Here is a 23,852-nt window from a genome sequence, read left to right on the forward strand (position 1 = left end):
GTGCCGTTGCACCATTAGCTGGGGCGGGAGGATTCGAACCTCCGAATGCAGGAACCAAAGTCCTGTGTCTTACCGCTTGACGACGCCCCAGTAAGACTCCGTTCCACCTAGTCCACCGTCAACGCAGCTCCGGCGGAAGCTGGTCTTCGGTCAAACCTTTCTCTTCCATCAACTTCTTGCGATACACAGCCAGAACCGTCTTCTCGAGGTACTCCCGAAACTCGGGCGTGACGGGGTGGGCAATGTCGCGGTAGGTGCCGTCTTCAGCCTTGCGGCTGGGCATGCTCACAAAATAGCCCGTATTGCCGTGAATCACTTTCATACCCCGCACGACGAACACGTTGTCAAACGTGACGTTGACGAACGCTTTCAGCCTCTCCTCCTCGCGGAGGGTAATTGAGACCTCGGTGATTTCCATGTGTAGCTCCTGGGTGCCTCGTTCGCGGCCGCGACCGAATGCCACCCTCCCACGGAAGTGGATTCTACGCGGTGCTCAGCTGTTCGGCTATGGCCTTCGTAATACCCTCGCAACCCCATCTGATTGGTCGTACAACGAATGCGAGGGCCGACTTGGCCACCCTCAGTCGGGCCTGCAGGGCCCGATCTCGGCGCGCAAAGAGCCCAAACACAGCACCGCCGCTGCCTGATAAGCTACAATAGAAACTCCCCTCCTGCGTCAGCTCTGCTTTGAGCGTGGCGATGGAAGGATAAGCGTCAAAAACGACTTGCTCAAAGTCGTTGCCCAAGATGCTCGGCCACCGCGCGCGGTCAGAGAGCTCCTCTGCAAGGCTTGAAAATGTACTACATTTCTGGCTCTTTGTCAAGTCAAATTTGGCCGCGCTGTAAGCCCATCTTGTAGATATTTCGACATTTGGCATTGCCACCACGCACCAGTAGTCATCAGACAGCGCCACCGGAGTCAAGCGCTCGCCTCGCCCTTCCCCTACTGCTGTGCCCCCCAGGAGGAAGAATGGCACGTCCGAGCCAAGCGTCGCTGCCAGGTCCATTAGTTCGGCTTGTTTCAGCCCTGTGCCCCAAAGCACGTTAAGTGCGGCCAGCACGACCGCGGCATTGCTGCTGCCACCGCCCAGTCCTGCGCCTACAGGAATGCGCTTCCGCACGTTGATGCGGACGCCGTGGTGGCACCCGGTGGCTTGCTTGAGTGCCGCAGCCGCTCGCCAACAAAGGTTCTCTTCACCTTTTGCCACCGAGGGGTGGTCGCACAGCACCTCCAACTGATGCGGCTGCGTCTCCAGCACCAGTTCATCGGCCAACGACACCTGCTGGAAGATGGTCCAGATGTCATGGTAGCCGTCCGCCCGTTTTCCCAAAATGCGCAAGCCGAGGTTTATTTTGGCGTAGGAACGCAGCCTGACTACTCGCATGGTGCACAATTGAAAAAGGCCTCACGGGACCGTGAAGCCTTGTCTCACACGCCCAGGGCTCGCCGCAGCTCGGCGAGCAATGTTTCCCTGTCTGCCCTTGAGACTGCCCTACCGTGAATAGTGACCCCTGGAGTTTCGCGCGCCAGCTGCCTGAGCTTGTGCACGGGCAGCTCCTCAAGCCGCTCTTTGGTCCAGGTACTGTCTGCCGCAGGAGGTGGCCCCTGGCTTTCATAGACGATCAGTTCTGTATCTGGATGCGGCCGCGGGATCACGTGCGTGGCAACCAGCTCTCCTACCCGCGCAGCAGCCGCCTGCCCGGCCGCTACGGCCGCGCGCACTGCTGCCACTTCGCCCACCACCTTTACCACCACCAGGCCACCGGTGCTCAGCTCCTTACCCACCAGGCGCACACGCGCGGCTTTCACCATCGCGTCTGCCGCCTCGATGGCCCCCACAAGACCCCTAGTTTCGACCAAGCCTAAGGCTCGTTCATCCATGACCGTCACCGACGCTCGCGGTGGTCGATTACTCAGTGACCTCCACGTTGGGGCGCTTGGGCAAAATCATCTCCACGTCTGCATGTGGCCGCGGAATGACATGGACGGAAACCAGCTCCCCCACCTTTTCCGCTGCTGCCGCACCGGCATCCACTGCCGCCTTCACCGCCCCCACGTCGCCGCGGACCATCACCGTCACATAACCGCCGCCCACCTTCTCTTTGCCGATGAGCTGCACCTTAGCCGCCTTCACCATCGCATCTGCCGCTTCGATGGCACCCACCAGGCCCTTGGTCTCGATCAATCCCAGGGCATCGAGCGTCATAGACTCCTCCGCTTGTTGCATCATCAACGTTCCACCGTGTCGCAGGCTAAGTTAAGAAATCTTTGCCTAATTGTCAACCCATTTTTCCTCCCACTCCCTCGGTAGTGAAGCTACGGTTTGGCGAACTGCTCGGCAAAATACGCTGCCGTGAGCGGCTGCCCAGTGGCCCTGGTGATGAGGTCATTCCAGTGGTACAGAGTCCCCGGCGCGAAGATGTGCTTCTTCAAGAAAACCCCCACTCTCCGCTCTCCCACGTATCCAACCTCGCTGCCCGCTGGGCGCTTAAGGACTTTGCTCACCAGGCTGTGATGCAATTGAGAGGCCATGAGTTCACCCAGCATGTAGTTGTGGTAATAAACAGGGGATGAGGAGAAGTGGATTTTGGCGGCCCAGTCTGGCGCATCCCTCCGCTCAGGCCGGTGAACCAACTGGTACCTCTCGACCAAATCCCACCATAAACGGTTGAGGTCTTGATCCGGATCGCGATACAGTTCCCGCTCGAAGTTGACCATCACCTGGCACCAGCGGCAGAAGACCAATTGTTTCAGCCGAGTACTCTCGTTCATGGCGTCCTGGATTGCCTCGCGCTGCTGGTCGCTAAGGCCCAACATCCCCTGAACCCACAACGGATTGAACGCCAAACGGCCAAAAAACTCTGCGATGCCCTCAGTGGTGAAGGCCTGGGCCGGTTCCCGCAGCACGTAGGGCAGCCGGCGGTCAATGTAGACGTCGTAGACAGCGTGCCCAAGCTCGTGGAGCATGGTATCCATCCAACGGGCGTCATTGCGCACGTTGGCCAGGACGCGCACGTCGCCCTCACGATCGATGTCGGTACAGAATGCATGTGGATTCTTCCCAGCCCTCTCATAGAGGTCGCTCCGTGCCAGCACTGAATCCACCTCTAGCCCTAACCCGGCAAAGAAGGTGCGTGCCAGCCGCACCACGTCTTGTTCCCGATAGTAGCCGTCAATGTCGAACTCGTAAATCCGCGGTGCCTCTTGGAAAAACGGGTCGTGGTAATGCCATGGCCGTAGCTGCTCCGGGCTGAGGCCGTACTGGGCGGCCAAGATAGAGTCCACCTTGGCCTTGAGGCGGCGAAAAGGCTCGTCGGTCAACTCGGCCAGCTCTTGGAAAATGGTCACCAACCCTTCCTCGTCTAGTTCCGCCAGCTCCACCGCCATGGAGTAGTAGTTGGGGAAACCAAGGCGCCGTGCCGCCTCGTTGCGCAGCTTGACAAGACGAAGGAGGTCAGGCGCGACCTTGCCACCCACCTCTTTGCCTGCCTCCCACGCCCGACGACGCTGCTCGCTATCGGTGGAGAGGCGCAGGATATCAGCAATGTCGTTGGTGCTGACAGGTTTACCGTCCATTACCGGCTGAAAGGTGTTAAAGGTCTCTTCCACTCTGGTGCTGAGGCGAGTGATCTCTTCGAGCAAGTCGGGAGGGATCTGGTTGGCGAGGTATTGGTTATAGAGCAACGTCACCTGGCGCGCTAAGCGCGGATCACGCACCTGCTTCGACTCTTTCAACGCCTTCACCTTGGCAAAGGCTGCGGTGTCCGACAGCACTCGCCGAAGAGCAAGCTGATATTCCGCGTACAGCTGGTACGAGGCCTGGTCACCGGTCACGTTGGCCTGCCAGTACGCCAAGTTCATGGCCTTTTCCAGCGGCTGTACCGCCTGCACGTGTGCCTCGATGAACGCGCGTGCTTCTCCGTCCAGTGTAGGGCGGCCACATCCAGCCGCCAACCCGATCATGGCTCCGGCCATCATAAAGAGGACTCCCTTTTCTTTCCGCATAGAATTACCTCCACGGTGCCAGACCTTACCCACTTCTGCCGTCCACATCGCGGCCATGAGTAGACTGCGCGATGGTCCCTCCCCCTCATATTCCTCGCCCCAGGTGGGAGACCACGATGCGGATGGCCACTGCCAAAAGAATCAGGGCGCCCGCTACCTGTGCGCTCCGGCCAAAGAACTTGCGCGTCGTGTGTCCAACCACACCTCCTATGCCGCTGAGCGCAAAAGCCACTACTCCGATGATCCCGCTAGCATATAACACCGGCATCCTCAATACCGCCAGGGACAGACCTACTGCCAGCGCATCGATACTGGTTGCCAGTGACAGTAAAACCAGCGAAAGCCCTCGCGTAGGGTCGTTTTTCGGGAGCTCTGCAGGACGCCGGCTCTGGTAGAGCATGTGCCCAGCTACGCCCGCAAGGAGCGCAAAGGCCATCCAATGGTCGTAACGCCCGACCCAACTGCTGACCACTTCGCCGATCCCCCACCCGACCAATGGCATGAAGAACTGGAAGAGCCCAAAATGAAACGCAAGGCGCAGAATCGTGCGTGCCCGCCATGGGTCGAGAGTAGCGCCTATTCCCGCAGCTACGGCGGTCGCGTCCATGGCAAGGCCAAGGGCAATGATCGCTACCGTCACAAGTTCCATGTCCACTCACAGTGCGTGCCCAGCTCAAAGGCCACAGGACGCACCTCACCGTGTCGTTTTCCTTCCCGAGTTCGAGATTTTGAACCGGGCAAATATACGAATTCGCCCAAGCAATTGCAACCAGAGAATGGTCCAGGCCTCTGCCCGGGGCGAAGTTTGTGGTTGAAAATCATGCCCAAGTTGCATATATTATCAGTGGTTCGATTTGCGGTTATCACTGGAGGAATCAAGTATGCCGACCGGGATAAGGCTCGCCGGTGCGCAATTTGCCGAAGGGGGCGACGAGCCAGGCGTCAGACGGGGGGTAATCTTGACCAAGAACGTGAGCTACTGGGTCAGTGACCTGGGGTGGAGTCCCAACACCGACATTTTCGAGACCGAGCAGGCACTTGTGATCCGCCTGGAGCTCGCCGGGGTACAGCGCGACCACATGGAGATCACCTTGCGGGAAAACACGCTCACCATACGCGGGTATCGGCACACCGGGCACCAGGCGCAAAGGGTGTACTTCCATCAGGCCGAGATCAGCTACGGGCCCTTCGAGAAGGTTCTCGTTCTGCCGGAGCGCGTGGTTCCCGGAGCCATCGAGGCGCGCTACCGCGAGGGCTTTTTGGAGATCACCATCGACAAGAATGAGGGGAGCCTGCACCAGGCACGTGAGGTGCAAATCGAAGATTGACTAACCGGAGCATGACATTTCCATGACGGAACAGGACAACAACGTCATTCCTGAATCGCCGGCCAAGATCGAAATACCAGATGAGTTGCCGGTTCTGCCGCTGCGCGACACTGTGGTTTTTCCCTTTGTGGCCACGCCACTCATCGTGGCCAGGAGGCCGTCGGTCCAACTCATCGACGATGTGCTGAGTGGCAACCGGCTGTTGGCGCTCGTGGCACAGCGCAAGCCGGAGCTGGAGGAGCCGCGCCCCGAGGACATCTACACGGTCGGCACCGCAGCCATTGTGCTGAAGATGCTCAAGTTCCCCGACGGGAGCTTGCGGGTCCTGGTCCAGGGCATTGAGCGGGTGAAGGTGTTAGAGTACACCTCCTCTGAGCCCTACTATCGGGCGCGCATCAAGGTGGTGCGCGAATCCTACCGACCGAGCACCAAGATCGAAGCGCTCATGCGCAACGTGCAGATTCAGTTCCAAAAGATCGTCAGCCTGGTTCCCCACCTGCCTGATGAGCTGCAGGTGGTGGCAATGAATCTCCAAGACCCCGGGCGGCTGGCGGACCTGGTGGCCTCCAACATCAACCTTAACCTGCAGGAAAAGCAGGAGATTTTGGAACACGCGGATGTGGAGAAGCGCTTAGAGCGGCTGACCGTCTTTCTCACCCGGGAGCTGGAAGTTCTGGAACTGGGCTCCAAGATCCAAAGCCAGGTGCAGAGCGAGCTGGGCAAGAACCAGCGGGAGTACTTCCTGCGGGAGCAGCTCAAGGCCATCCAGCAGGAGCTGGGCATCGGCGACGAGCGCTCAGCCGAGATAAACGAACTGCGCAAGGCCATTGAAGAGGCCAAGATGCCCGAGCAGGCCTACAAGGAGGCCATGCGCGAACTGGACCGCCTGGCAAAGATGCAACCCGGTGCGGCCGAGTATACCGTCTCGCGCACCTATATTGATTGGCTGGTCTCACTTCCCTGGTCTATTTCCACCGAAGACAACCTGGACATCGAGGCGGCGCGCAGGGTATTGGACGAGGACCACTACGATTTGGAAAAGGTCAAAGAGCGCATCCTGGAGTACTTGGCGGTGCGCAAGCTCAAGCCCGATTCCAAGGGGCCGATCCTCTGCTTCGTTGGCCCCCCAGGGGTGGGCAAGACCTCTTTGGGCCGCTCAATCGCCCGGGCGCTGGGCCGCAAATTCGTGCGCATGTCCTTGGGCGGGGTGCGGGACGAGGCGGAGATTCGCGGTCACCGTCGCACCTACATCGGCGCCCTGCCAGGACGGATCATCCAGGGCCTGAAGAATGCGCGCGCAAACAATCCGGTCTTTATGCTCGACGAAGTGGACAAGATCGGGGCAGACTTTCGGGGCGATCCCTCCTCTGCCCTGTTGGAGGTATTGGACCCAGAGCAAAACTTTTCCTTCTCCGACCACTACCTGGAGGTCCCATTTGACCTTTCCAAAGTGATGTTCATCACCACGGCCAACGTGCTTGACACGATTCCCCCTGCGCTGCGCGACCGCATGGAGGTTCTGGAGCTGCCAGGTTACATCGCCGAGGAGAAGCTGCAGATCGCCTTCAAGTATCTCATCCCCCGGCAGATCGAGGAGAACGGCCTCAAGCCCAAGCACATCACCTTCACCCGTGCGGCGGTGCGCAAGATCATCCAGGAGTACACGCGCGAGGCAGGCGTGCGCAACCTGGAGCGGGAAATTGCGTCCATCTGTCGCAAGGTAGCCAAAGATGTGGCGGCCCACGGCGACACGAAGCACATCGTCACGCCCGACAAGCTGCAGGACTACCTTGGCCCGGCCAAATACTTTTCGGAAGTCAAAGAGCGCACCAGCGAACCTGGGGTAGCTACTGGGCTTGCCTGGACCCCCGTGGGCGGCGACATCCTCTTTGTCGAGGCTACGAAGATGCGCGGCAGCAACAAGCTGACCCTGACCGGACAACTGGGCGAAGTGATGCGCGAATCAGCCCAAGCCGCGCTCTCCTACGTGCGCTCCAGAGCGGCCCAGCTGGGCATCCAGGAGGATGTTTTTGAGAAATACGACATCCATGTGCACGTGCCGGAAGGGGCAATTCCCAAGGATGGCCCGTCGGCAGGAGTGACCATCGCCACCTCGTTGGTGTCGCTATTGACCGATCGGCCCATCCGCAGCGATATCGCTATGACGGGTGAGATTACCTTGCGCGGCAAAGTGCTGCCCGTGGGAGGGATCAAAGAAAAGGTGCTTGCCGCCCGGCGTGCAGGCATCCGTCATGTCATTCTCCCCCGCAAAAACGAAAAAGACCTGGCAGAAATCCCTGAGGAACTGCGCAAGGAAATCACCTTCTATTTCGTGGACACCATGGACCAGGTGTTGGAATTGGCCCTGCGGAAGAACGGGCGCCTGCGCTCGCGCGGCTGAGCAAGCCCAAAGCCGCAGTGCGTGCAACAGGGCTGTTTCCGCACAGCCCTTTTTGCTTAGCACCGTTTGCAATAGTGGCTCATTTTCCGTATTTGTCCTGGCAGGAAAGGACGGAGGCAACATTTCGTGGTGCGCGTCAACTATGAGGAGTTGAAAGGGCGTTTTCTTCAGGCGGGGCAGGGACACGTGTTTAGGTTCTGGGACACGCTTGACCCACAGAGGCAGGAACAACTCCTTGCCCAGGCGGCCAGCATCGACCTCGACCTGATGGAAGAGCTTTGGCGGCGGTACATACTGAACCCACGGGCCCGACACTTTTCCGGCACTCTGGACCCGCCCGACGTCATCCCTCTCCCACGGACACCGGAACAGCTGACCCGCGCGCAGGAAGCTCGTGTGCGCGGCGAGGAGGCGCTGCGGGCAGGACAGGTGGGCATAATTCTGGTTGCCGGAGGACAGGCCACGCGCCTTGGCTACCCTCACCCCAAGGGCACGTTGCCCATCGGCCCCATCTCCGGCAAAAGCATATTCCAGTTCCACGCGGAGAAAATCCTGGCTCTCAGCAGGCGCTACCAGCAACGCTTGCCCTGGTACATCATGACCAGCGAGAGCACCCACGCCGCCACCGTCGAGTTCTTCGAGCGGCACCATCACTTTGGGCTGCCTGCCCAAGACGTGCGCTTCTTTCCCCAACAGATGCTCCCTGCCATGGACGCCCAGGGCAAGTTCTTCCTGGAAGCCCCCCACCGCATCTTCGTCAGCCCTGACGGCCATGGCGGTCTCTTGCGCGCCCTTCATACCAACGACTGCCTGCGCGATATGCAGGAGCGAGGCCTTAGACTCCTTTTCTACTTCCAGGTGGACAATGTGCTTATCAAGATCTGCGACCCAGTCTTCCTGGGCTACCATCTGGTGGAACAAGCAGAGGTTTCCGCTAAGGTCCTCCGCCGCCGCGACGGCCTGGAGAAGATGGGCATAGCTGGAAAGGTTGATGGCCGCGCCGCAGTGATCGAGTACAGCGATTTCCCTCTTGCCGAGCTGACGGCAACGCAAGAAGATGGCAGCCTGCGCTATTGGGCAGGGAGCATCGCCATCCATGTGTTCAATTTGGACTTCTTGCAGCGCCTCCAGAGCTCAGGGTTCCGCCTCCCGTACCACGTGGCAGAGAAAAAGATACCTTACCTCAACGAGGAGGGGAAACGGGTATACCCCTCCAAAGAAAACGGGTACAAGTTTGAGCAATTCATCTTTGACGTGTTGCCCCAAGCAGAGCGTGTGGTGTTCATGGAGGTGGCAAGGGAGGAGGAATTTAGTGCGGTCAAGAACGACAATGGCCTTGATTCACCTGCCACTGCCAAGCGGGACATGATGCGCTTGTGGGCCCGGTGGTTAGAAGCAGCGGGATGCAACATCAGGCGAACTAAGGACGGTGACCCAGTCCAACCGGTGGAGATAAGCCCATTGCGGGCCCTGGAGGCAGGAGATCTGGCTGCCTCTTTTCCTCTTCCTCGTGTGTCCGAGGGCCCGCTGCTCTTGGAGGCCTGACCGGTGCGGCAGCATTCGTGAAAATGACCACGTCACGCGCACACACGTCTCTTCCCCGACGACGACGCTGGTTCTTGCTTGTCGGCGGCACGCTCGCTTTGTACTTGCTGCTGTTGGCAGCCGGGTTTGCCCTGCTCCAGGCCCTTCTCCCCTCAGAGAGGGTAAAGCAGGCTGTCATTGCCACCTTAGAATCACAGCTCGGACGCAAGATCGCAGTTGCTGAGGTGCGCGTCAATCCCTTTTCCGGCATCACGTTGCATCAGGTAGAGATTCAGACACCCGTTGGGGCCGATACGTTCGCGTTCCCGGCTCGCGCAGCCAAGGTGGAACGCGTCAGACTGCACTATCGGCTGCTACCACTCTTCAGGCGTCGCGTTGAGATAGATGAGATCAGCCTTCATGAGCCACGCCTGGACCTTGTGTTCGCAGTCCGCCAGAAGCCAGCCGGTTCGGTCCGGCGGGCTGAACCCGAGTACCAGCGTGCCGACTCGGTGGCTCGCACGGCCTCGGCCCTACCCGTTGCGTTGGACCTACGCCGGGTGGAGATTCGCCAAGCGGCGTGTACCGTGACAATAAGGGGGGACAGCTCCGAGATGGCGTTTGGCCTGGAGGGGCTGAGCTTTGCGGCCGCAGGCCTGCGCGTACCGCGTCGCGAGGGGGACCCTTGGGGCGCTGCCGAAGGGCGCGCGCAACTGAAATGCACAAGGGCCCCTGTCTTCTTTCGCCAAAGTGGCCGCACTTCCACGCCGATTGCGGCGAGCGGTGCACTTGATTTCGAGCTGACCGCGGAAGCACACACGCTTGCCGACGTCGAAGCTACGCTGGACATAGGCGTGCACCGGGCAAGGCTTAGTATTCCCGCCGAGGAGGGCTCGCTGCTCGCAGGCCTTATGGAACGCCAGCTCCCCTCCGTGGAGCTCCGCGCGCAGGCGAGGGGCGACGTGCTCGGCGGCAACTACGCCCTCCAACGACTGAGCTTGAGCCTGGCCAGGCAGCAGTTGCTCGCATTGAGCGGCGCACTGCACGACCTCGGAGGACGGCCGGCGATTGAAGTAGCCGTAGAAGAGGGCGAGATTTCGCTGGGGCGCCTCATTGAAACGCTGCGCCCTCTCTTTGCCAACACCGATCTTTCCTCACGGTTGCCGTCGCAACTCTCGGGAAGACTGTCTCTTGCCGGTACGGGACTACGAGGAAAACTCCCCTCGGCCTCTGCCCGCCACTCACTTGAAGCAGTGGGGCGAGTCCACCTGGGCGGTCTCACCTTTAGCCTTCCCACCGTGGCGGAAGCGGATAGCCTCACGTTCTCTGTCGAAGGCACAGGCCGGCTCGACAGCGCCGGACTACGGGAGGCAGCCGCGATCTGCAATCTCTGGTGCCGTCGTGCGGTTTACCGAAGCCCAGGGCTGCCAATCGCGCTAAAGGGGACGAGGCTCGCGTTGGAAACGCGGGTGCCGAGGGACGCACAGCTGCTGCGCGTGAACGCGGATCTGCAGGCAGATAGCGCGTTGGGCGGGTCGCTCGCCAGCAAGGTCCACATCTCCGCGGGTCGGACCAGCGCCGACTGGCAGGGGACGGTGCAGGTGGAGGTCACGGCTCTCCCCCTGGCCCAACTCTCGACGGGTCAACTGGAGGGACAGGCGACCGCCTCCTTTGCCGCCGAACTCCGCACACTGAAAGATATCGCGTTGCATACACGGGTGGTGCTGGAGTCCCTCGCTGCAAAGCTCAACGGTGGTATGCAACCGTTACCCCCCTTGGAGCTGGTAGCAGCAGGGAAGGCGCGGATCACTCCGTGGTCGACATTTGCCCTGGATTCCCTGCTGGTGGAGTTGCCGGACTTTGCCTCTGTGCGTCTGGTTGGAGAGTTTGAGACACGCAAGCAACAGGCCAGCGTGATTCTGCAGGACCTCGCGATTAGCCACCATGCATTGCCCCGACTTCTGCCCCAGGATTTGCAGGACGAGTTGGGTGAGCTATGGCTCAGTGGTGAGACCCATTTGCGCTCCCACGGTTTTGCGCGGCTTGGGCCCGGCCAGCCTAGGTTTGATGCTCGAGGCCAACTTTCGATTATGCTCGCGGGCGAATTCCCCACGTTCGGCGTCGAAGTCTCGGGCGTCCGCGTGGGCGCGGACTTTGACCTGACGCCGGACCTCGGCAGGACACAGGTGGATCTGCAGGTTGACACGCTCGTATTCGCGGCGCTGGGCGCCGCTCCTGTGACCGGTACCAGCGCGCACTTTGAGCTGCTCCTTCCGGAGCTCAGACGATTAGTTCTTGCGCAAGGTCATGTCGCGGTGCCCATTGTTGCGGCCCGTGCCGACCTGACCGGCACAATGGAGCTGCATACTGATGGCCCGCGCGCGTTTTTGGAAGCAGACCTGCACGTGCAGGCCACGGACACCGTGCGTTTCATGGACACTATCAAGTTTGTAGGCGAGGTCCATGCCCCTGCCGCCCTGCGCATGAATGGGTCTGTAGTGAACATCAACGGGAGTCTGGTCATTCCGGCTGCGGCAGTCGTTTTGCCGGGTGGTGTGTCCTTGCGAGGCATCCGAGCTGACATTCCGTTCGCGCACGCATTCGACTTGTCGACGATGCAAGTCTTGAGCGCCTCCGAGGAGCGCTTCGCCTTTGCCGGACCAGCCGGCCGCTACCCGGAACTTTTTGTCCCCCACTTCACTCAGACCCTTCCTGAGCAGGGGTGGCTAACCGTGGAGCGATTGTCCTTCGCCGGGTATGGTGCAAGCAACCTGCGCATGAGCACGTTTATCGGCGGAGGAAAAGTGCTGGTGCCAAGTCTTCTGATTGATGCATACGATGGCAATTTCGGGGGAAGCGTTGCCGCGGAACTGCCGACGGTCGACCTTGCGGATGCCACCTATCGCATTGCAGGACACCTCTCCGGCGTGAATTCGGCCCTGCTCGCCGCTCGAAGCGGTCAGCCTCCGGAAAAGGGGATCATTAATGCCAATTTCTTCTTTGCGGGCAGAGGTCTGGACGTTGCCAAGGGGATCGAGGTGGAAGGTTCCTTCCGCATCACCGAGATCGGACCCCGGGTGGCCGACAATTTGCTCCGCGCTCTGGACCCACAGGGGGTTGACGCCGGCATCCGCAGCGCGCGGTTTTTCATTAACCACGGCTTCAAGCCGCGGCTTATCAACTTTGACCTGCGTCACGGGCACCTTTACCCTTCGATCCGCCTATCGCAGCCGTGGTACTTTCCCGTACGCATTGGGGGAGGACGCGTGGAACTGGCGCGCATCCCACTGGCGTTTTTCCTGCAGATGCTCAAGCAGGAGACTTTACCAGCATATTGACCCCGGACAACATACAAGGAGGCGGGCTCATGAGAAAGTACGCAGCATCGATACTACTGGTCACCTGCCTTGTGGCCGGCTGTAGTGTGCGGGCGCCCGAGGTCCAGGTGACCGGGGAGAAGACTGCGCTGGAAAACCAGGTCATCGGCACCTACCAGCAGGTAGCGGACGAAAGCTGGATGATTGCCTCCACGCGCGCAGCCGACAGTGGCCAGAAGGCGCAGATGGCCACGGAGAAGAAGGAAGTGTTGGAGGCAGTGCAGAACCGCAAGTTCAACAAGGACGACATCGACGAGTTCAAACGCGAGGGAGCTCTTGGCGAGAACAACCAGGGTTTTCTGGAGCTCCGTCCTTTGCCGCGACTGGAGGAGGATGCCGAGTATCGGAGCCTTGTCCTCCGCATCATGAACGAGGAAAACCGCGACCGCAAGATCATCTACGATCGCGTGCTTGAGCTCAACCCCAACGCCAGCCGTGCTGGAGCCTCCGCCGTCTACGCCGTATTCGCCAAGATGAACATAGAAGAGTCCGCTCCAGGTACGTGGGTCCAGGACGAGGACGGCACTTGGCGCCGCAAGGGCAAGGAGTCCGGGCCGGGCACGAAAAAGTAAACGACGCTCATGCGCTGGTGCTGCCGTCACATTGCATTTACGTTCCTGCTCGCCGCGGCGTGGGCCCTTTACGCCGAAACGCTCACGACTACGGGGGCACTGCTCCCTCACCAGGTGACTACCCATCTGGCAGATGACCTTCAACCGGCGCTCTCTCCGGACGGCAAGTGGATTGCCTTCACCTCGCGCCGCAGCGGCAACCAGGACATCTGGGTGCGACCAGTGCACGGGGGCAGGGCATACCGAATCACCACCCATGAGGCCGACGACTACTCCCCAACGTGGAGTCCTAACGGCAATCTTCTGGCCTTCGTGTCGAAGCGCTCCGATGCCGCAGGTGACATATGGCTGGTCAAGGTGCGCCGCACCAGCCAGGCAGTCCTGCCGAGCGGCGCTCCGGTCAGACTCACCGATTACCTGGGCGAGGACAGCGCGCCGTGTTTTTCCCCCGATGGCGCAGAGGTGGCTTTTTGTTCGGACCGTAGCGGTAGAAGGGAGATTTGGGTCCTCACCCTGAAGAGTAAAGCGGTGCAGAGAATAACCACCAAGGGCGGTCTTGAGCCGAGCTGGTCGCCGGACGGCGTGTGGGTGGCATACACCAGTTGGGACACCGCTGCAGTACGAAGCGCTATCGCCCTTACGCCTGCCAACCCGGAGGCTCACTCCGACCTGCCCCGGGAGGTGCGCATCACGGACGGCAGCACCCTGGACTGCCAGCCCGCCTGGTCACCAACAGGACAGGAGCTAGTCTTCTGCCGCTTCCCTTACGACACCAACGGTGACGGCCGCATCACCCCTGATGATCACCCCGTGATTGTTCGGGCGCCGGTCAGTCTGCCAACCTCAGCAGGGCAACTGCCCTCAGCGCCGGTGGACGTGCAGATGTGGCTGACCAGCGGAGCGCACTTTGACTTTGCGCCCTGCTGGCAGGCAGGTGAGTTGGTGTGTTTCACTTCCGATCGAGGGGGCAACTTGGACATTTGGGCCATCCCACCGCAAGGGCTCATTCCGAGAATGGCTTCCGCCTCTGAGCAGCTGGACTACGCGCGTCAGCACTTTCCCTTGGCCCCTCTGGGGTATGGTGACCCCACCTCCGCATCGCGCGAGGCCATGTACGAGCGCCTGCTGGCGCTGCGCCGGGTGCGGGACTTTTTCCCTACAGAGCAAAAGTGGGTGGCGCTGGCGCTTGTGGAAATGGCGCGAACTTGTCGGGCTCTTGGCCACCGGGGTTTAGCCGAACGCGCGCTCCAGGAGGTAGAAAGGGGGCTTTCGCAACAGCGGGACGCCTTTGCTTTAGCTGCTGCCGAGCATGTCGACCTGGCCTTAGCCACCGGGCAAACGGACTCGCTCAGCGCTGTGAAGAGGCTACAAGAAATTCTGGCTGCTCACCGCGATCTGCCCGGAGTAACCGCGCAGATTGCCTTGCGCTTGGGCGCCTTGCAGCTGGCCACCGGACACCCCCTGGAGGCCCTGAGCACGTATGGCCAACTCCTTGCTAAACAGGGATTGGAGCAGAGGGTAGCAGCCGAGAGTCAGCTGCGCGTGGGTGACTGCCTTGCGGCTCTGGGCACCCCGGAAGAGGCCGAACGCGCCTACGCCTTGGTGGTAGAGCACTTCCCGAACCAGGAGGAGCACGTGAGGACGGCGATGGGGCGCCTTTTGGGCGAAGAAGCCCTGGGCGGCGATCCCAATGCCCTTGTGCGCCGCTGTCGGCACGTGGCTGGCACCTACCGCGCGCGCTCCCCGCGGGTGGCAGCCATGGCCCAGCTCCGTGGTGCAGAAGTGCTGCTCTCAACTGGCCAGTTCGAAGCTGCTCGCATGGAGCTCGAGCCCATAGCCGAGCAGAACCCTGAGGAACCGGCGGTGGTGGCCCGCGCCCGCCTTCTTTTGGCCGAGGCCTATCGCAAAGGCGGTGACTGGCGAAAGGCGGTATCCCTGCTCGAACAAACAGAAGCCGAATTCGACACCTTAGCAAATGGTCGCTGGGCCGCCATGGCTCGTCGCGAGCGCTTCCGGGCCCTTGTCCAATCCGCAGACCAGCTCTTCCAGGCGGGGTATTTCCCTCTGGCGGCGGCGCGCTACCGCCAAGCCCTCGCCCTGGAACCGGCAGACATCGCGGCCCATCGTGGCTACATCCAGGCCCAGTACTACGCGCGCGCCATCCACCAGACCACGCGCGAGTATGAGGCCATGGTGGCGCACAGGCCCGATGACCCCGTGCGCCTCTATGCCCTGGGCCTCTGCCTCTCCTTCAAGGCCACCGAAGAGGCGGAACTGCAAGGAAGACCCGGCAGGATCGACCCGGCTCTCCTTGCACGCTCCAACACCATCCTGGACAAGGCGTTGGAACGCGACTACCGAATGGTCTACGCCTATCTGACCAAGAGCTATAACTATGAGATGCTGGAGACTTATGACCGCATCCAGCGCAGCCGACCGCAGAGCATCCCCCGTCGGCTATTGGAGGCCGTGACTGCACCTATCCTTTCGGTGCTGCGGACGATCACCATGGCGGGCGAGCAAGGCCCTGTGCGCAACTACGAACGGGCCATTGATGCGCTCGCTGTCGCCCTCAGCCTCAATGATGAGACGCAGGACCCAAAACTGGAGGCACGTCTGTGCCGCAACCTCGCCAACAACTACTACCACCTGGCCGAGTTCGGCTTTCAGAAGGCGTACGAATACTACCATCTGGCTTTGCGTTACGATTCCACCTTCGCGAGCCGGCGCGACGAAGCTGTGATCATGGAGCGCATGGGCCACTGCGCACTAGTGGTGGAGGACTTTGACCGAGGCCCGAGCTATCTCCAGCGCGCCATTGCCCTGTACCGCGACTTGGGCAAGGACGACATGGTCATCCTCAACATCAAGAGGCTCGCCGTCCTGTATCAACTGGCTGAGGACTATTTGTCGGCAGCCGAGTACTTTGAGCAGGCGCTGACCATGGAAATGCAGCAGAGGAACCTGGAGGAGGTACAGCGTCTCCATCGCAACCTTGCCTACAACTACTGGTTGCTGGGCGAGCCTGCCGATGCATTGGCGCACGCGACGCGCGCACGTGAGCTCTTGGAAAGCGGCAAGCTTAAGGAGCTGAAGGGATCTTCGTCGCGCATTCAGGTGGGCCTGCTGGGCTGGTATGTGCCGATTCCTTTCATTGACCTCAGTAAGATGGGGGCTTTGGGCGGCAGCGCAGCATTCGGCTTTACCACCGAGGAAGAGCGCGCCTTGGTGTATACGATCCTGGCAAACATCCTGGTTGAGGAGAAGCGCTACGAGGACGCGATCCGCTACAACGAGCAGAAATTGGCCCTCTACCGAAGGCGAAAAGACCGACGCGCTGAGGGCGCGGTGCTCAACAACCTGGGCTATCTCCACTTGCTGCGTGGAGACGTGGCTACGGCGTGGCGGCATTTCGAGCTGAGTTATCGCCTGTGCGAGAGGGAGAACATCGTTGCCGGCATCGTGGTGAACGCGATCAATTTGGCGCAGCTGGCACTCTTGACGGGCGACCCTTTACTGCAGGACGCGGCCGCCACTCGAGTCGACGGAGCTTTGAGCCACGCGGAGGGGGCATCCCGCTTCTTGGTCCAGCGCCGCGCGCAGCTTCTCAACCTCCTGGGCACCCTGACGTTGGAGCACGACAGCCAAAGGCTTCATGCAGGCAGCCTCGAGGAAACGGTGCGTCATACCGCAGAGCTCTTTCAGCGCGCCGAGTACGCTCGGACATATTTTGAAGAGGCCTTGCGTCTCAGTGTGGAGCGCCGTTTGCCCCGCGAAGAAGTGGTCAGCAGAATGAACCTTGCCCGTTCGTGGTTCCTGTTGGGCGAATGGGACCAGGCGGCGCGGGCGCTGCTGCAGGCCCGTCGCGTTTGCCTGCTCAAAGGCTACAGCGACCTCTCATGGCAAGTCAATCAGCGCCTGGCTGAATTGGCAGACCGGGTCGACGAAGGTACACGCAGTGTGCTCAGGCTCAGCGCCCCCAAGGCCTATTTCGATGAAGCCCTGGCGGAGCTCCGGGCGATGAGCGAGGCTTCAATCTCTCGCGGTGTGCTCCCGCTGGAGCGGGCCCGCCACCGTCAGCTTTACGAACAGTACATTTTCCACCTTGCCGCGGTCGGGGACACCATTGGCGCGCTACAGGCCAGTGAGCAATGGCGAAGCCATGCGTTTCTGGACGCCGTCTCGGGCGAGCCTCTCCGCCTGAGCAGTCCCACGCGCACGAATCTTTTGAACTGGGTCCGCACCTTCCGCGAAGAGCTCACCTCTACCGAGCTACGGATGAGGCGACTTGCGGCGGTGCTGCATCGTAACGCCCCCGAGCTGGTCCAGCTGCGTGCGAGGCAAGACAGCCTGCGCCGGGAATACACCCAGGCGCTATCCCAGCTGCGCGCCGTGACGCCCGAACTGGAGTCGTTGGTCACTATTCAAACCCCGCCTGTGTCCGGCGTGCGACAGGCACTCGACACAGCTGAGGTGGCGCTTTCCTACTTGGTGGGCCCACACTCCACTCTGTTGTGGGTCATCACCCCAGAGCGCATAGCGATGTTCCGTTTGGATCTCGGCAGCGAGAAGGTCGAAGCGCTCGTTCGGCCTTTTGCCTCACGGCCCGATGAGCGTTCCGGTGAGGAGGCAACAAGCCTTTTCCTTCCGGCGATCCCCTGGCTGCGCCACGCTCGGAGAGCGGTTATCGTGCCCGACGGCCCGCTGTTTCAGCTGCCGATGCAGGCCGCCCTCATTCAATGCCTGGGCGCAGATGCCCCCGCGGTGACCGTATGTTCGAGTTTCGCCAGCTATCTGCTTGCCCGAGGCCGTCGCAGTGCTGGCGGTCCGATGTTGGTGCTCACCGATCCGGGACTTCGCGAGCCCTTGCAGCAGCTTGGGTATGAGGTGGAACTGCTGCAGCCGATCCCCGATCAATCTGTCGCGGCGCAGCAGCTCGCACATGCGGTATTGGGGAGCAACATCATCCATTTGCACGCCACTTGGCAAGGGCAGGAGAGTGCCCCCCTGCACTCCGCCCTCCGCTTTGCCGGCACTAAGGATGGGTCATCCCTACGTCTCGTGGACCTTCTGGAACTTGGGTCCAACGCTATCTTGTGCGTCATAGAGCTGTTAGATTCCACTGCCTGCGATTTCCCCCGTTCTTTGTTGGATCGATTATTCGCCTTGAATGGAACCGGTGCGGTGCTCGTGTTGCAGGATCACGAGAAGAGCTCAGGACGGCTGCGCTTCCTTCAGACTTTCTATCGGTCCTTGATGGAAATGCCCCCTGCGGAGGCCCTTCGTGCGACGTTAGTGTCTCTGTCGCAGCAAGACACCGTCGGCGTGCGTGCCCAACTGCTGGGGTATGGCGGCATGAGCAGAGTCGAGGCGGCCACGTATGCGGAGCGCGCCTTGGCAGGAAGGGTGCGCATGGGCATGCAGGCAGAACAGGAGAAGGACTGGACCGAAGCTGTTCGTTACTATGAAGAAGCCATGGCCATGGCGGCTGCGCGGCAGGATACGCTCACCATGCAGCGGCTGCGGCTGCTGATTGTGCGTGCCGCGGCCAACGGCGGCTTATTGCGCAAGAGCATTCAGTACCAGCGCCAGTTGCTCGAGGAGGCACACGCCAGAGGCGATATACCGCTGCAGATGCGGCGGGCGCGCAACCTCGCCTCCCTGTATGCCGAAGTGGGTGACTTTTCCCCGGCGATTCAGACACTGTCAGGGGTCATTGCACTGGCAGAACAACATCAGCCGGAACTGTTGGCTGAACTCCATCGCGAGCTGGGCATCCTCCACGAGCGAGCCGGCGACTACCAGGCGGCCCTCTACCAGTACGAGACGGCACGCGCCCGCTCCGAACAGGTGCATGACGTGGTGGGGGTTGCCACCAACCTCACCGACATGGGACGCGTGGCTATCCGCCACCTCGAAGATGGAGCGCTCGCGGTCCGCACCCTGCGCGCCGCAGTGGCGCTTTTGCAACAGCACCCCACGCCAGGGCTGGTGGATGCCCTCCACAACCTTGGCCTGGCCTACGAAATGCTTGCCGACTACCAGAGCGCTCTCGAAACCCAGCAGCAGGCTCGAGCTGAGGCCGAAAAGCTCGCGCTGCCGGAGAAAGTAGCCCTCTCGGACCACTACCTTGCCAACCTCTTCTGGAAAACAGGCGACTATTACCGCGCACTGCGGCACAACGAGCGGGCGTTGCAGGCATTTGAAAAGCAAGGGGACAAGACCCTACTGGGGTTAGCATTAGCCACGCGCGGATTAGTCCACCTGAGCACGGGCAATGCCCCACAGGCACTCCGGGACGAACATGCCGCGTTGCAGCTTGCCGTGCGTGGCGGGGATCTCCTGGACCAGGCGACCATTCGCATGAACATAGGTCTTGTTCATGTGGTTCTTGGGCAGCACGATGCGGCGCTTGCCGAGTTCTCCGCTGCAGCGCATCTGGACAGTACGATCGGTTCGCAGAGAGGCGTCTCCTATGCTTTGCGCAACATGGGAAGTGTGCTTGTGCACAAGGGACGCCTTGCCGAGGCCGAGGCACACCTGCTCAAGGCGCTTCAGTTCAGTCGCGCAACTGGTGACCGTCGCAATGAGGCGCAGTGCCTCTACCATTTGGGCGCCGTACGACGTGCGCAGCGCGATCGCGAGCAGGCCGCACGCCTCTTGCAGCAAGCCGTTGAGCTATCCCGCAACCTCTTTGTGCCGGAAGTGGAGTGGCGCGCGTTGCATGAGCTCGGTTTGCTGGCTCGCGAGGAACGCCAGTACGAGCAAAGCCGTGCCCACCTGATGCAGGCGGTGGAGGTTATTGAACAGATGCGCGCCCGCATTAGAGTAGCCGAGTACCAGGCGGGATTTATCAACGATAAACAGGAGGTGTACGCTGACCTCATTGACCTGCTCGTGGCTATGGGGCGCGATGAGGAGGCATTTGCTGTAGCCGAACGCGCACGTGCGCGCGGCTTTTTGGACTTGCTGAGCAACCGGCAGATCCCCGTGGGCGACCGGGCAGGCTCTGAAGCCTATCAAGCCCTCTCGACGCTGGAATCCCAAATCCGCGCCGCCCAGGAGGAGGTGGCCCGCTTGCGGAGCCTGGACCAAGAGACTATCACCGCCGATCAGAGGCAGCGCCTGCAGCAGCTGACCGACCAGCTCGTCACCATGCGCAGCGCGTTTCAAGCCCAGCTTGTCAAACTGAAGGAGGCCGACCCCCGCCTGGCCGACATGGTCAGTGTGGAACCTTGGCCCGTAGACCGCCTCCAGGCGCTCTTGCCCGTCGACGTGGCAATTGTGGAGTTCTTTGCCACCAAGGAACGGCTTTACATCTGGCTTTTGACGTCAAGGTCACTTAGGACGTATGTGGTGCCAGTGGGCCGCGACGAATTGGCCGCGCAGGTGGGTGAGCTCCGCCAGGCCATGGCGCAGCTGATGGCAGTGCGACCACATTGCACTCGCCTCTGGCAGATGCTTCAGGCGCCAGTTGCCCAGTCGCTGGAGGGGGCGAGCACACTGGTCTTCATCCCTCACGGCCCGCTGCACTATGTGCCCTTCTCGTGCCTGATGGACCCGCAAGGCCAGTACCTAATCGAGCGCTTCGCCATCGCCACCGCTCCCAGCGCCACAGTGCTTGGGATGTGCATGCAGAGTGGAAAGCATTTTCTATCTGTGCCCCGAGGGCAGTTTCGGGTCCTCGCCCTTGGTGACCCAGCGCTGCCGGACCAGACGCGCCGACTGCCCATGGCCATAAAGGAAGTGGAAAGCGTCTCCCGGAGCTTCCGGGACGTGCACCCCCTCTTGGGCTCGGCGGCCACCGAGACAGCACTCAAGCGGGCCGGGAACCTCTTTGACCTTTACCTTTTCAGCTGCCATGGGGAGTACGACGCGGTCAATCCTATGTTCTCCTGTCTCCTGTTGGCTCCAGACGGGGAGAACGACGGGAGACTGGAGGCGCATGAAATCTTTGCTTTGCGCATGGACAGCTACCTGGTAGCCATGAGCGCCTGCGAAACCGGGCTCAGCGCGCTCGCCGGTGGTGATGAAATCGTAGGGCTGACCCGCAGCCTCATGTTCGCCGGGGCCACTTCGCTCTTTGCCAGCCTCTGGAAGGTTGACGACTTGGCGACCGCTGTCATGGTCAAACGCTTCATGCGATACCTCGCAGAGGGAGAGACGCGCGCCAAGGCCCTGCAAAGGGCTCAGCTCTTGGTCATGCGTGAAGTCTATGCCCATCCAGCCTATTGGGCAGCCTTTCAGATCACGGGCGATTTTCGATGAAACACGACCAGAACCACACGCAGCAGTCCGAACAGGGGCACGCTTTTCTGCGCACACGCGCCTATCTGGAAGCTTTGGAAGACCAGGTGTTGGCCCCGTACGCCTGCCGATCTGCTCTTGCCGAAACCACAAGGGGCCGCTCCGAGCAACCGCACGCGTACCGGACCGCGTTCCAGCGCGACCGCGACCGCCTGGTCCACTCGCGCGCATTCCGTCGGCTAAAACACAAGCGGCAGGTCTTTCTCACCGACGAGGGCGACCACTACCGCACGCGGCTCACCCACACGCTAGAGGTTTCGCAGCTTGCCCGGACGGTGGCAAAAGCTCTAGGCCTCAATGAGGAGTTGGTGGAGGCCATCGCTCTCGGCCACGATCTGGGACATACGCCGTTCGGCCACATTGGGGAGGTCGTACTAGGCAAGATCATGTCGGGCAAGGACACCCTGGATGGCCTCCTGCCCGCCCAGTCCTTCGGCGGTTTCAAGCACAACTATCAGAGTTTGCGGGTGGTGGACCATATCGAGCGAAAATACGCACGACCAGGTCTTAACCTCACGGCGGCCGTTCGGGAGGGGATTTTGAAGCACACTCGACTTCAGGAAGGTGTCGCGTACCCTGACTTTGACCCGCAGGGGCTCCACTTGGAGCAGGAGGTCCCGACTACCCTGGAGGGGCAGGTAGTGGCCATCTGCGACGAAATCGCTCAACACACGCACGACCTTGAGGATGGCATCCGTGCCAACTTTGTGGCCCTGGACCAGGTACGGCGGGTGACCATCGTGCGACAGCTAGAACGCGAACTTGGCCTGGAAACATTTTGGAAGGAAGACCCCTTTCTCTACCGAAATCTTCTGATCAAAGGGCTCATCAATGCGCTCATTTCGGACCTCCTCCGCACCACTGCGAGTAACTTGGCGCGTCTGGCGCGGCCGTTCCCTCCGCGCGGACCATTTGCCCACATTGTGGTCCATTTTAGCGCCGAACTGGAACCCCTCCACCGGGAGCTTGACCAGTTCATCGACGATGAAATCATATATCACGCCTCCATTTACCGTGCCGACGACCTGGCGGTGCGCATCATCCGCGAGCTGTTCAAGTTCTACCTGCGTTTTCCCTCCCAGATGCCCGAATACGTGCTCGGTCGGATCGCGTCGCCAGGCGAGCTTCCGCAGCTGGTGCGGGCCATTTGCGACCACATCGCCGGCATGAGCGACAACTACGCCGAAACAGAGTGGACGCGAGTTGAGCAGATCGTCCGCAGCTTGGCCGAAGGACAACCGGGACAGCGCAGTTCGCCTGGGGAGTCAGCATGAGGGTGACGTTCGAGCAGGTCTGCTACCGATACCGGCAGACAGTGCCCGAGGGGCGGCTCGCGCTGGACCATGTGAGTTTGGAGATAGGAGACCAGGAGTTTGTGGCGCTCGTCGGACCCAGCGGCTCCGGCAAGACCACACTCATCCAGCACTTTACCGGCCTCCTGCGCCCCACCAGTGGACGGGTCTTGGTGGATGGCCGACCTTTTCCGGCGCGCGGCCCTGAGCTGACGGCCCTGCGCCGGCGTATCGGCCTTGTGTTTCAATTCCCCGAATTCCAGCTCTTCGAGGAGACCGTCGAGGCTGACGTTGCCTTCGGCCCCCGGAACCTCGGCCTGGCCGAACAGGAAGTCAGAGCACGCGTGGAACGTGCCTTGCGCACCGTGGGTCTCAACCCCGCATCAGTGGCGCTGCGCTCCCCGCACAGGCTCAGCGAGGGTGAAAAACGGCGTGTGGCATTGGCCGGCGTTTTGGCCATGGACCCAGAGATGCTTGTCCTGGATGAGCCGACCGCAGGCCTAGACCCTGCCGGTGTGCGCCGCATAGCCCAAATCTTAGCCGACTTCCATCAGGCGGGGAAGACGATCGTGCTGGTCTCCCATAATATCGACCTCGTCTACACCCTGGCCCGTCGGGTGATCGTGCTGGCCGAGGGGAAGATCCGATTTGACGGCTCCAGGGAAGAGCTTCTCCACCATGAGGAGCTCCTTCTGCGCCACGGCCTAATGTTGCCGCGCTTGGTCCGCGTGCTGAGAAAGAGCCCTCCTCCGGTGCGGCCGAGGGAAGGCGAAATGTTCCTGTCGCTCAGGCAAGTGGAGGAATACCTCCACCAGCGCGGCTGACCGATTACCCGCCACATGGACCAGGAGCTGTTCAGAAACGCAACATTGAAGCCGGGTAATTACGGATTTGAAATTGTGATTTGGCGCACACTTCAAGATGTGAAGAAAATGACAAAGGTCGCAACAACGGGGCGCTGCCGCGGCTCCTCATGGGCGACAGGTAACCGACTTGTTTTTCAAAGCATTGCGATGACAGCGAAAACCCTTGGGAACACCTTGCC

At 61.0% G+C, this 23,852-nt stretch carries 13 protein-coding genes, 1 tRNA gene and 1 pseudogene; 8 read left to right on the forward strand and 7 right to left on the reverse strand.

The window, feature by feature from the left end:
- Positions 1 to 18: 18 nt before the first annotated feature.
- The 7 genes and pseudogenes from ONB25_01375 to ONB25_01405 all read right to left on the reverse strand — a co-directional run bounded on the left by ONB25_01375 (position 19) and on the right by ONB25_01405 (position 4,655).
- Positions 19 to 90: transfer RNA gene (locus ONB25_01375), tRNA-Gln, on the reverse strand.
- Between the two features lie 28 nt (positions 91 to 118).
- Positions 119 to 418, reverse strand: coding sequence for a SpoVG family protein (locus ONB25_01380; GenBank protein MDZ7391540.1), 300 nt, complete (start codon positions 416 to 418; stop codon positions 119 to 121).
- Positions 419 to 482: 64 nt separating this feature from the next.
- Complete coding sequence (gene ispE, locus ONB25_01385; protein ID MDZ7391541.1) at positions 483 to 1,385, reverse strand: 4-(cytidine 5'-diphospho)-2-C-methyl-D-erythritol kinase; 903 nt, start codon at positions 1,383 to 1,385, stop codon at positions 483 to 485.
- A gap of 221 nt (positions 1,386 to 1,606) precedes the next feature.
- Positions 1,607 to 1,882 (reverse strand): annotated as a pseudogene (locus ONB25_01390) (BMC domain-containing protein).
- A 28-nt stretch (positions 1,883 to 1,910) separates the two neighbouring features.
- Positions 1,911 to 2,207: a BMC domain-containing protein gene (locus ONB25_01395; protein MDZ7391542.1), complete on the reverse strand. Its 297-nt coding sequence runs from the start codon at positions 2,205 to 2,207 to the stop codon at positions 1,911 to 1,913.
- A 110-nt stretch (positions 2,208 to 2,317) separates the two neighbouring features.
- Positions 2,318 to 4,006: a M2 family metallopeptidase gene (locus ONB25_01400; protein ID MDZ7391543.1), complete on the reverse strand. Its 1,689-nt coding sequence runs from the start codon at positions 4,004 to 4,006 to the stop codon at positions 2,318 to 2,320.
- 85 nt (positions 4,007 to 4,091) lie between these two features.
- Entirely contained in the window at positions 4,092 to 4,655 is a 564-nt protein-coding gene (locus tag ONB25_01405) for a manganese efflux pump MntP family protein (protein ID MDZ7391544.1), read from the reverse strand.
- A gap of 232 nt (positions 4,656 to 4,887) precedes the next feature.
- Between ONB25_01405 and ONB25_01410 the strand changes: the two genes are divergently transcribed.
- The 8 genes from ONB25_01410 to ONB25_01445 all read left to right on the forward strand — a co-directional run bounded on the left by ONB25_01410 (position 4,888) and on the right by ONB25_01445 (position 23,631).
- Positions 4,888 to 5,334 (forward strand): Hsp20/alpha crystallin family protein, encoded by a 447-nt coding sequence (locus ONB25_01410; protein ID MDZ7391545.1) that lies wholly within the window; start codon positions 4,888 to 4,890, stop codon positions 5,332 to 5,334.
- Between the two features lie 22 nt (positions 5,335 to 5,356).
- The gene (gene lon, locus ONB25_01415) at positions 5,357 to 7,735 is read left to right on the forward strand and encodes an endopeptidase La (GenBank protein ID MDZ7391546.1); all 2,379 of its coding nucleotides are present in this window, start codon (positions 5,357 to 5,359) and stop codon (positions 7,733 to 7,735) included.
- Between the two features lie 126 nt (positions 7,736 to 7,861).
- On the forward strand, positions 7,862 to 9,280 hold the full coding sequence (locus ONB25_01420) for a UDPGP type 1 family protein (protein MDZ7391547.1): 1,419 nt from the start codon (positions 7,862 to 7,864) through the stop codon (positions 9,278 to 9,280).
- 23 nt (positions 9,281 to 9,303) lie between these two features.
- Positions 9,304 to 12,597 (forward strand): AsmA family protein, encoded by a 3,294-nt coding sequence (locus ONB25_01425; protein MDZ7391548.1) that lies wholly within the window; start codon positions 9,304 to 9,306, stop codon positions 12,595 to 12,597.
- 29 nt (positions 12,598 to 12,626) lie between these two features.
- The gene (locus tag ONB25_01430) at positions 12,627 to 13,208 is read left to right on the forward strand and encodes a YdbL family protein (protein ID MDZ7391549.1); all 582 of its coding nucleotides are present in this window, start codon (positions 12,627 to 12,629) and stop codon (positions 13,206 to 13,208) included.
- 9 nt (positions 13,209 to 13,217) lie between these two features.
- Complete coding sequence (locus tag ONB25_01435; GenBank protein ID MDZ7391550.1) at positions 13,218 to 21,476, forward strand: CHAT domain-containing protein; 8,259 nt, start codon at positions 13,218 to 13,220, stop codon at positions 21,474 to 21,476.
- Positions 21,473 to 22,789 carry a dNTP triphosphohydrolase gene (gene dgt, locus ONB25_01440; protein MDZ7391551.1) on the forward strand — a complete coding sequence of 439 codons (1,317 nt, stop codon included), beginning with the start codon at positions 21,473 to 21,475 and terminating at the stop codon, positions 22,787 to 22,789. Before ONB25_01435 ends, dgt begins: the two co-directional genes overlap by 4 nt.
- Entirely contained in the window at positions 22,786 to 23,631 is an 846-nt protein-coding gene (locus ONB25_01445; GenBank protein ID MDZ7391552.1) for an ATP-binding cassette domain-containing protein, read from the forward strand. The genes dgt and ONB25_01445 overlap by 4 nt, the downstream gene beginning before the upstream one ends.
- Positions 23,632 to 23,852: the final 221 nt, after the last annotated feature.

The sequence above is a fragment of the candidate division KSB1 bacterium genome (assembly GCA_034506335.1).
Taxonomy (GTDB): Bacteria; Zhuqueibacterota; Zhuqueibacteria; order JANLFK01; family Oleimicrobiaceae; genus Oleimicrobium.

Coding starts and splice junctions, on each gene's coding strand:
- ONB25_01380 (MDZ7391540.1), bottom strand. CDS start 418: ATGGAAATCACCGAGGTCTCAATTACCCTCCGCGAGGAGGAGAGGCTG.
- ispE (MDZ7391541.1), bottom strand. CDS start 1,385: ATGCGAGTAGTCAGGCTGCGTTCCTACGCCAAAATAAACCTCGGCTTG.
- ONB25_01395 (MDZ7391542.1), bottom strand. CDS start 2,207: ATGACGCTCGATGCCCTGGGATTGATCGAGACCAAGGGCCTGGTGGGT.
- ONB25_01400 (MDZ7391543.1), bottom strand. CDS start 4,006: ATGCGGAAAGAAAAGGGAGTCCTCTTTATGATGGCCGGAGCCATGATC.
- ONB25_01405 (MDZ7391544.1), bottom strand. CDS start 4,655: ATGGAACTTGTGACGGTAGCGATCATTGCCCTTGGCCTTGCCATGGAC.
- ONB25_01410 (MDZ7391545.1), top strand. CDS start 4,888: ATGCCGACCGGGATAAGGCTCGCCGGTGCGCAATTTGCCGAAGGGGGC.
- lon (MDZ7391546.1), top strand. CDS start 5,357: ATGACGGAACAGGACAACAACGTCATTCCTGAATCGCCGGCCAAGATC.
- ONB25_01425 (MDZ7391548.1), top strand. CDS start 9,304: ATGACCACGTCACGCGCACACACGTCTCTTCCCCGACGACGACGCTGG.
- ONB25_01430 (MDZ7391549.1), top strand. CDS start 12,627: ATGAGAAAGTACGCAGCATCGATACTACTGGTCACCTGCCTTGTGGCC.
- ONB25_01435 (MDZ7391550.1), top strand. CDS start 13,218: ATGCGCTGGTGCTGCCGTCACATTGCATTTACGTTCCTGCTCGCCGCG.
- dgt (MDZ7391551.1), top strand. CDS start 21,473: ATGAAACACGACCAGAACCACACGCAGCAGTCCGAACAGGGGCACGCT.
- ONB25_01445 (MDZ7391552.1), top strand. CDS start 22,786: ATGAGGGTGACGTTCGAGCAGGTCTGCTACCGATACCGGCAGACAGTG.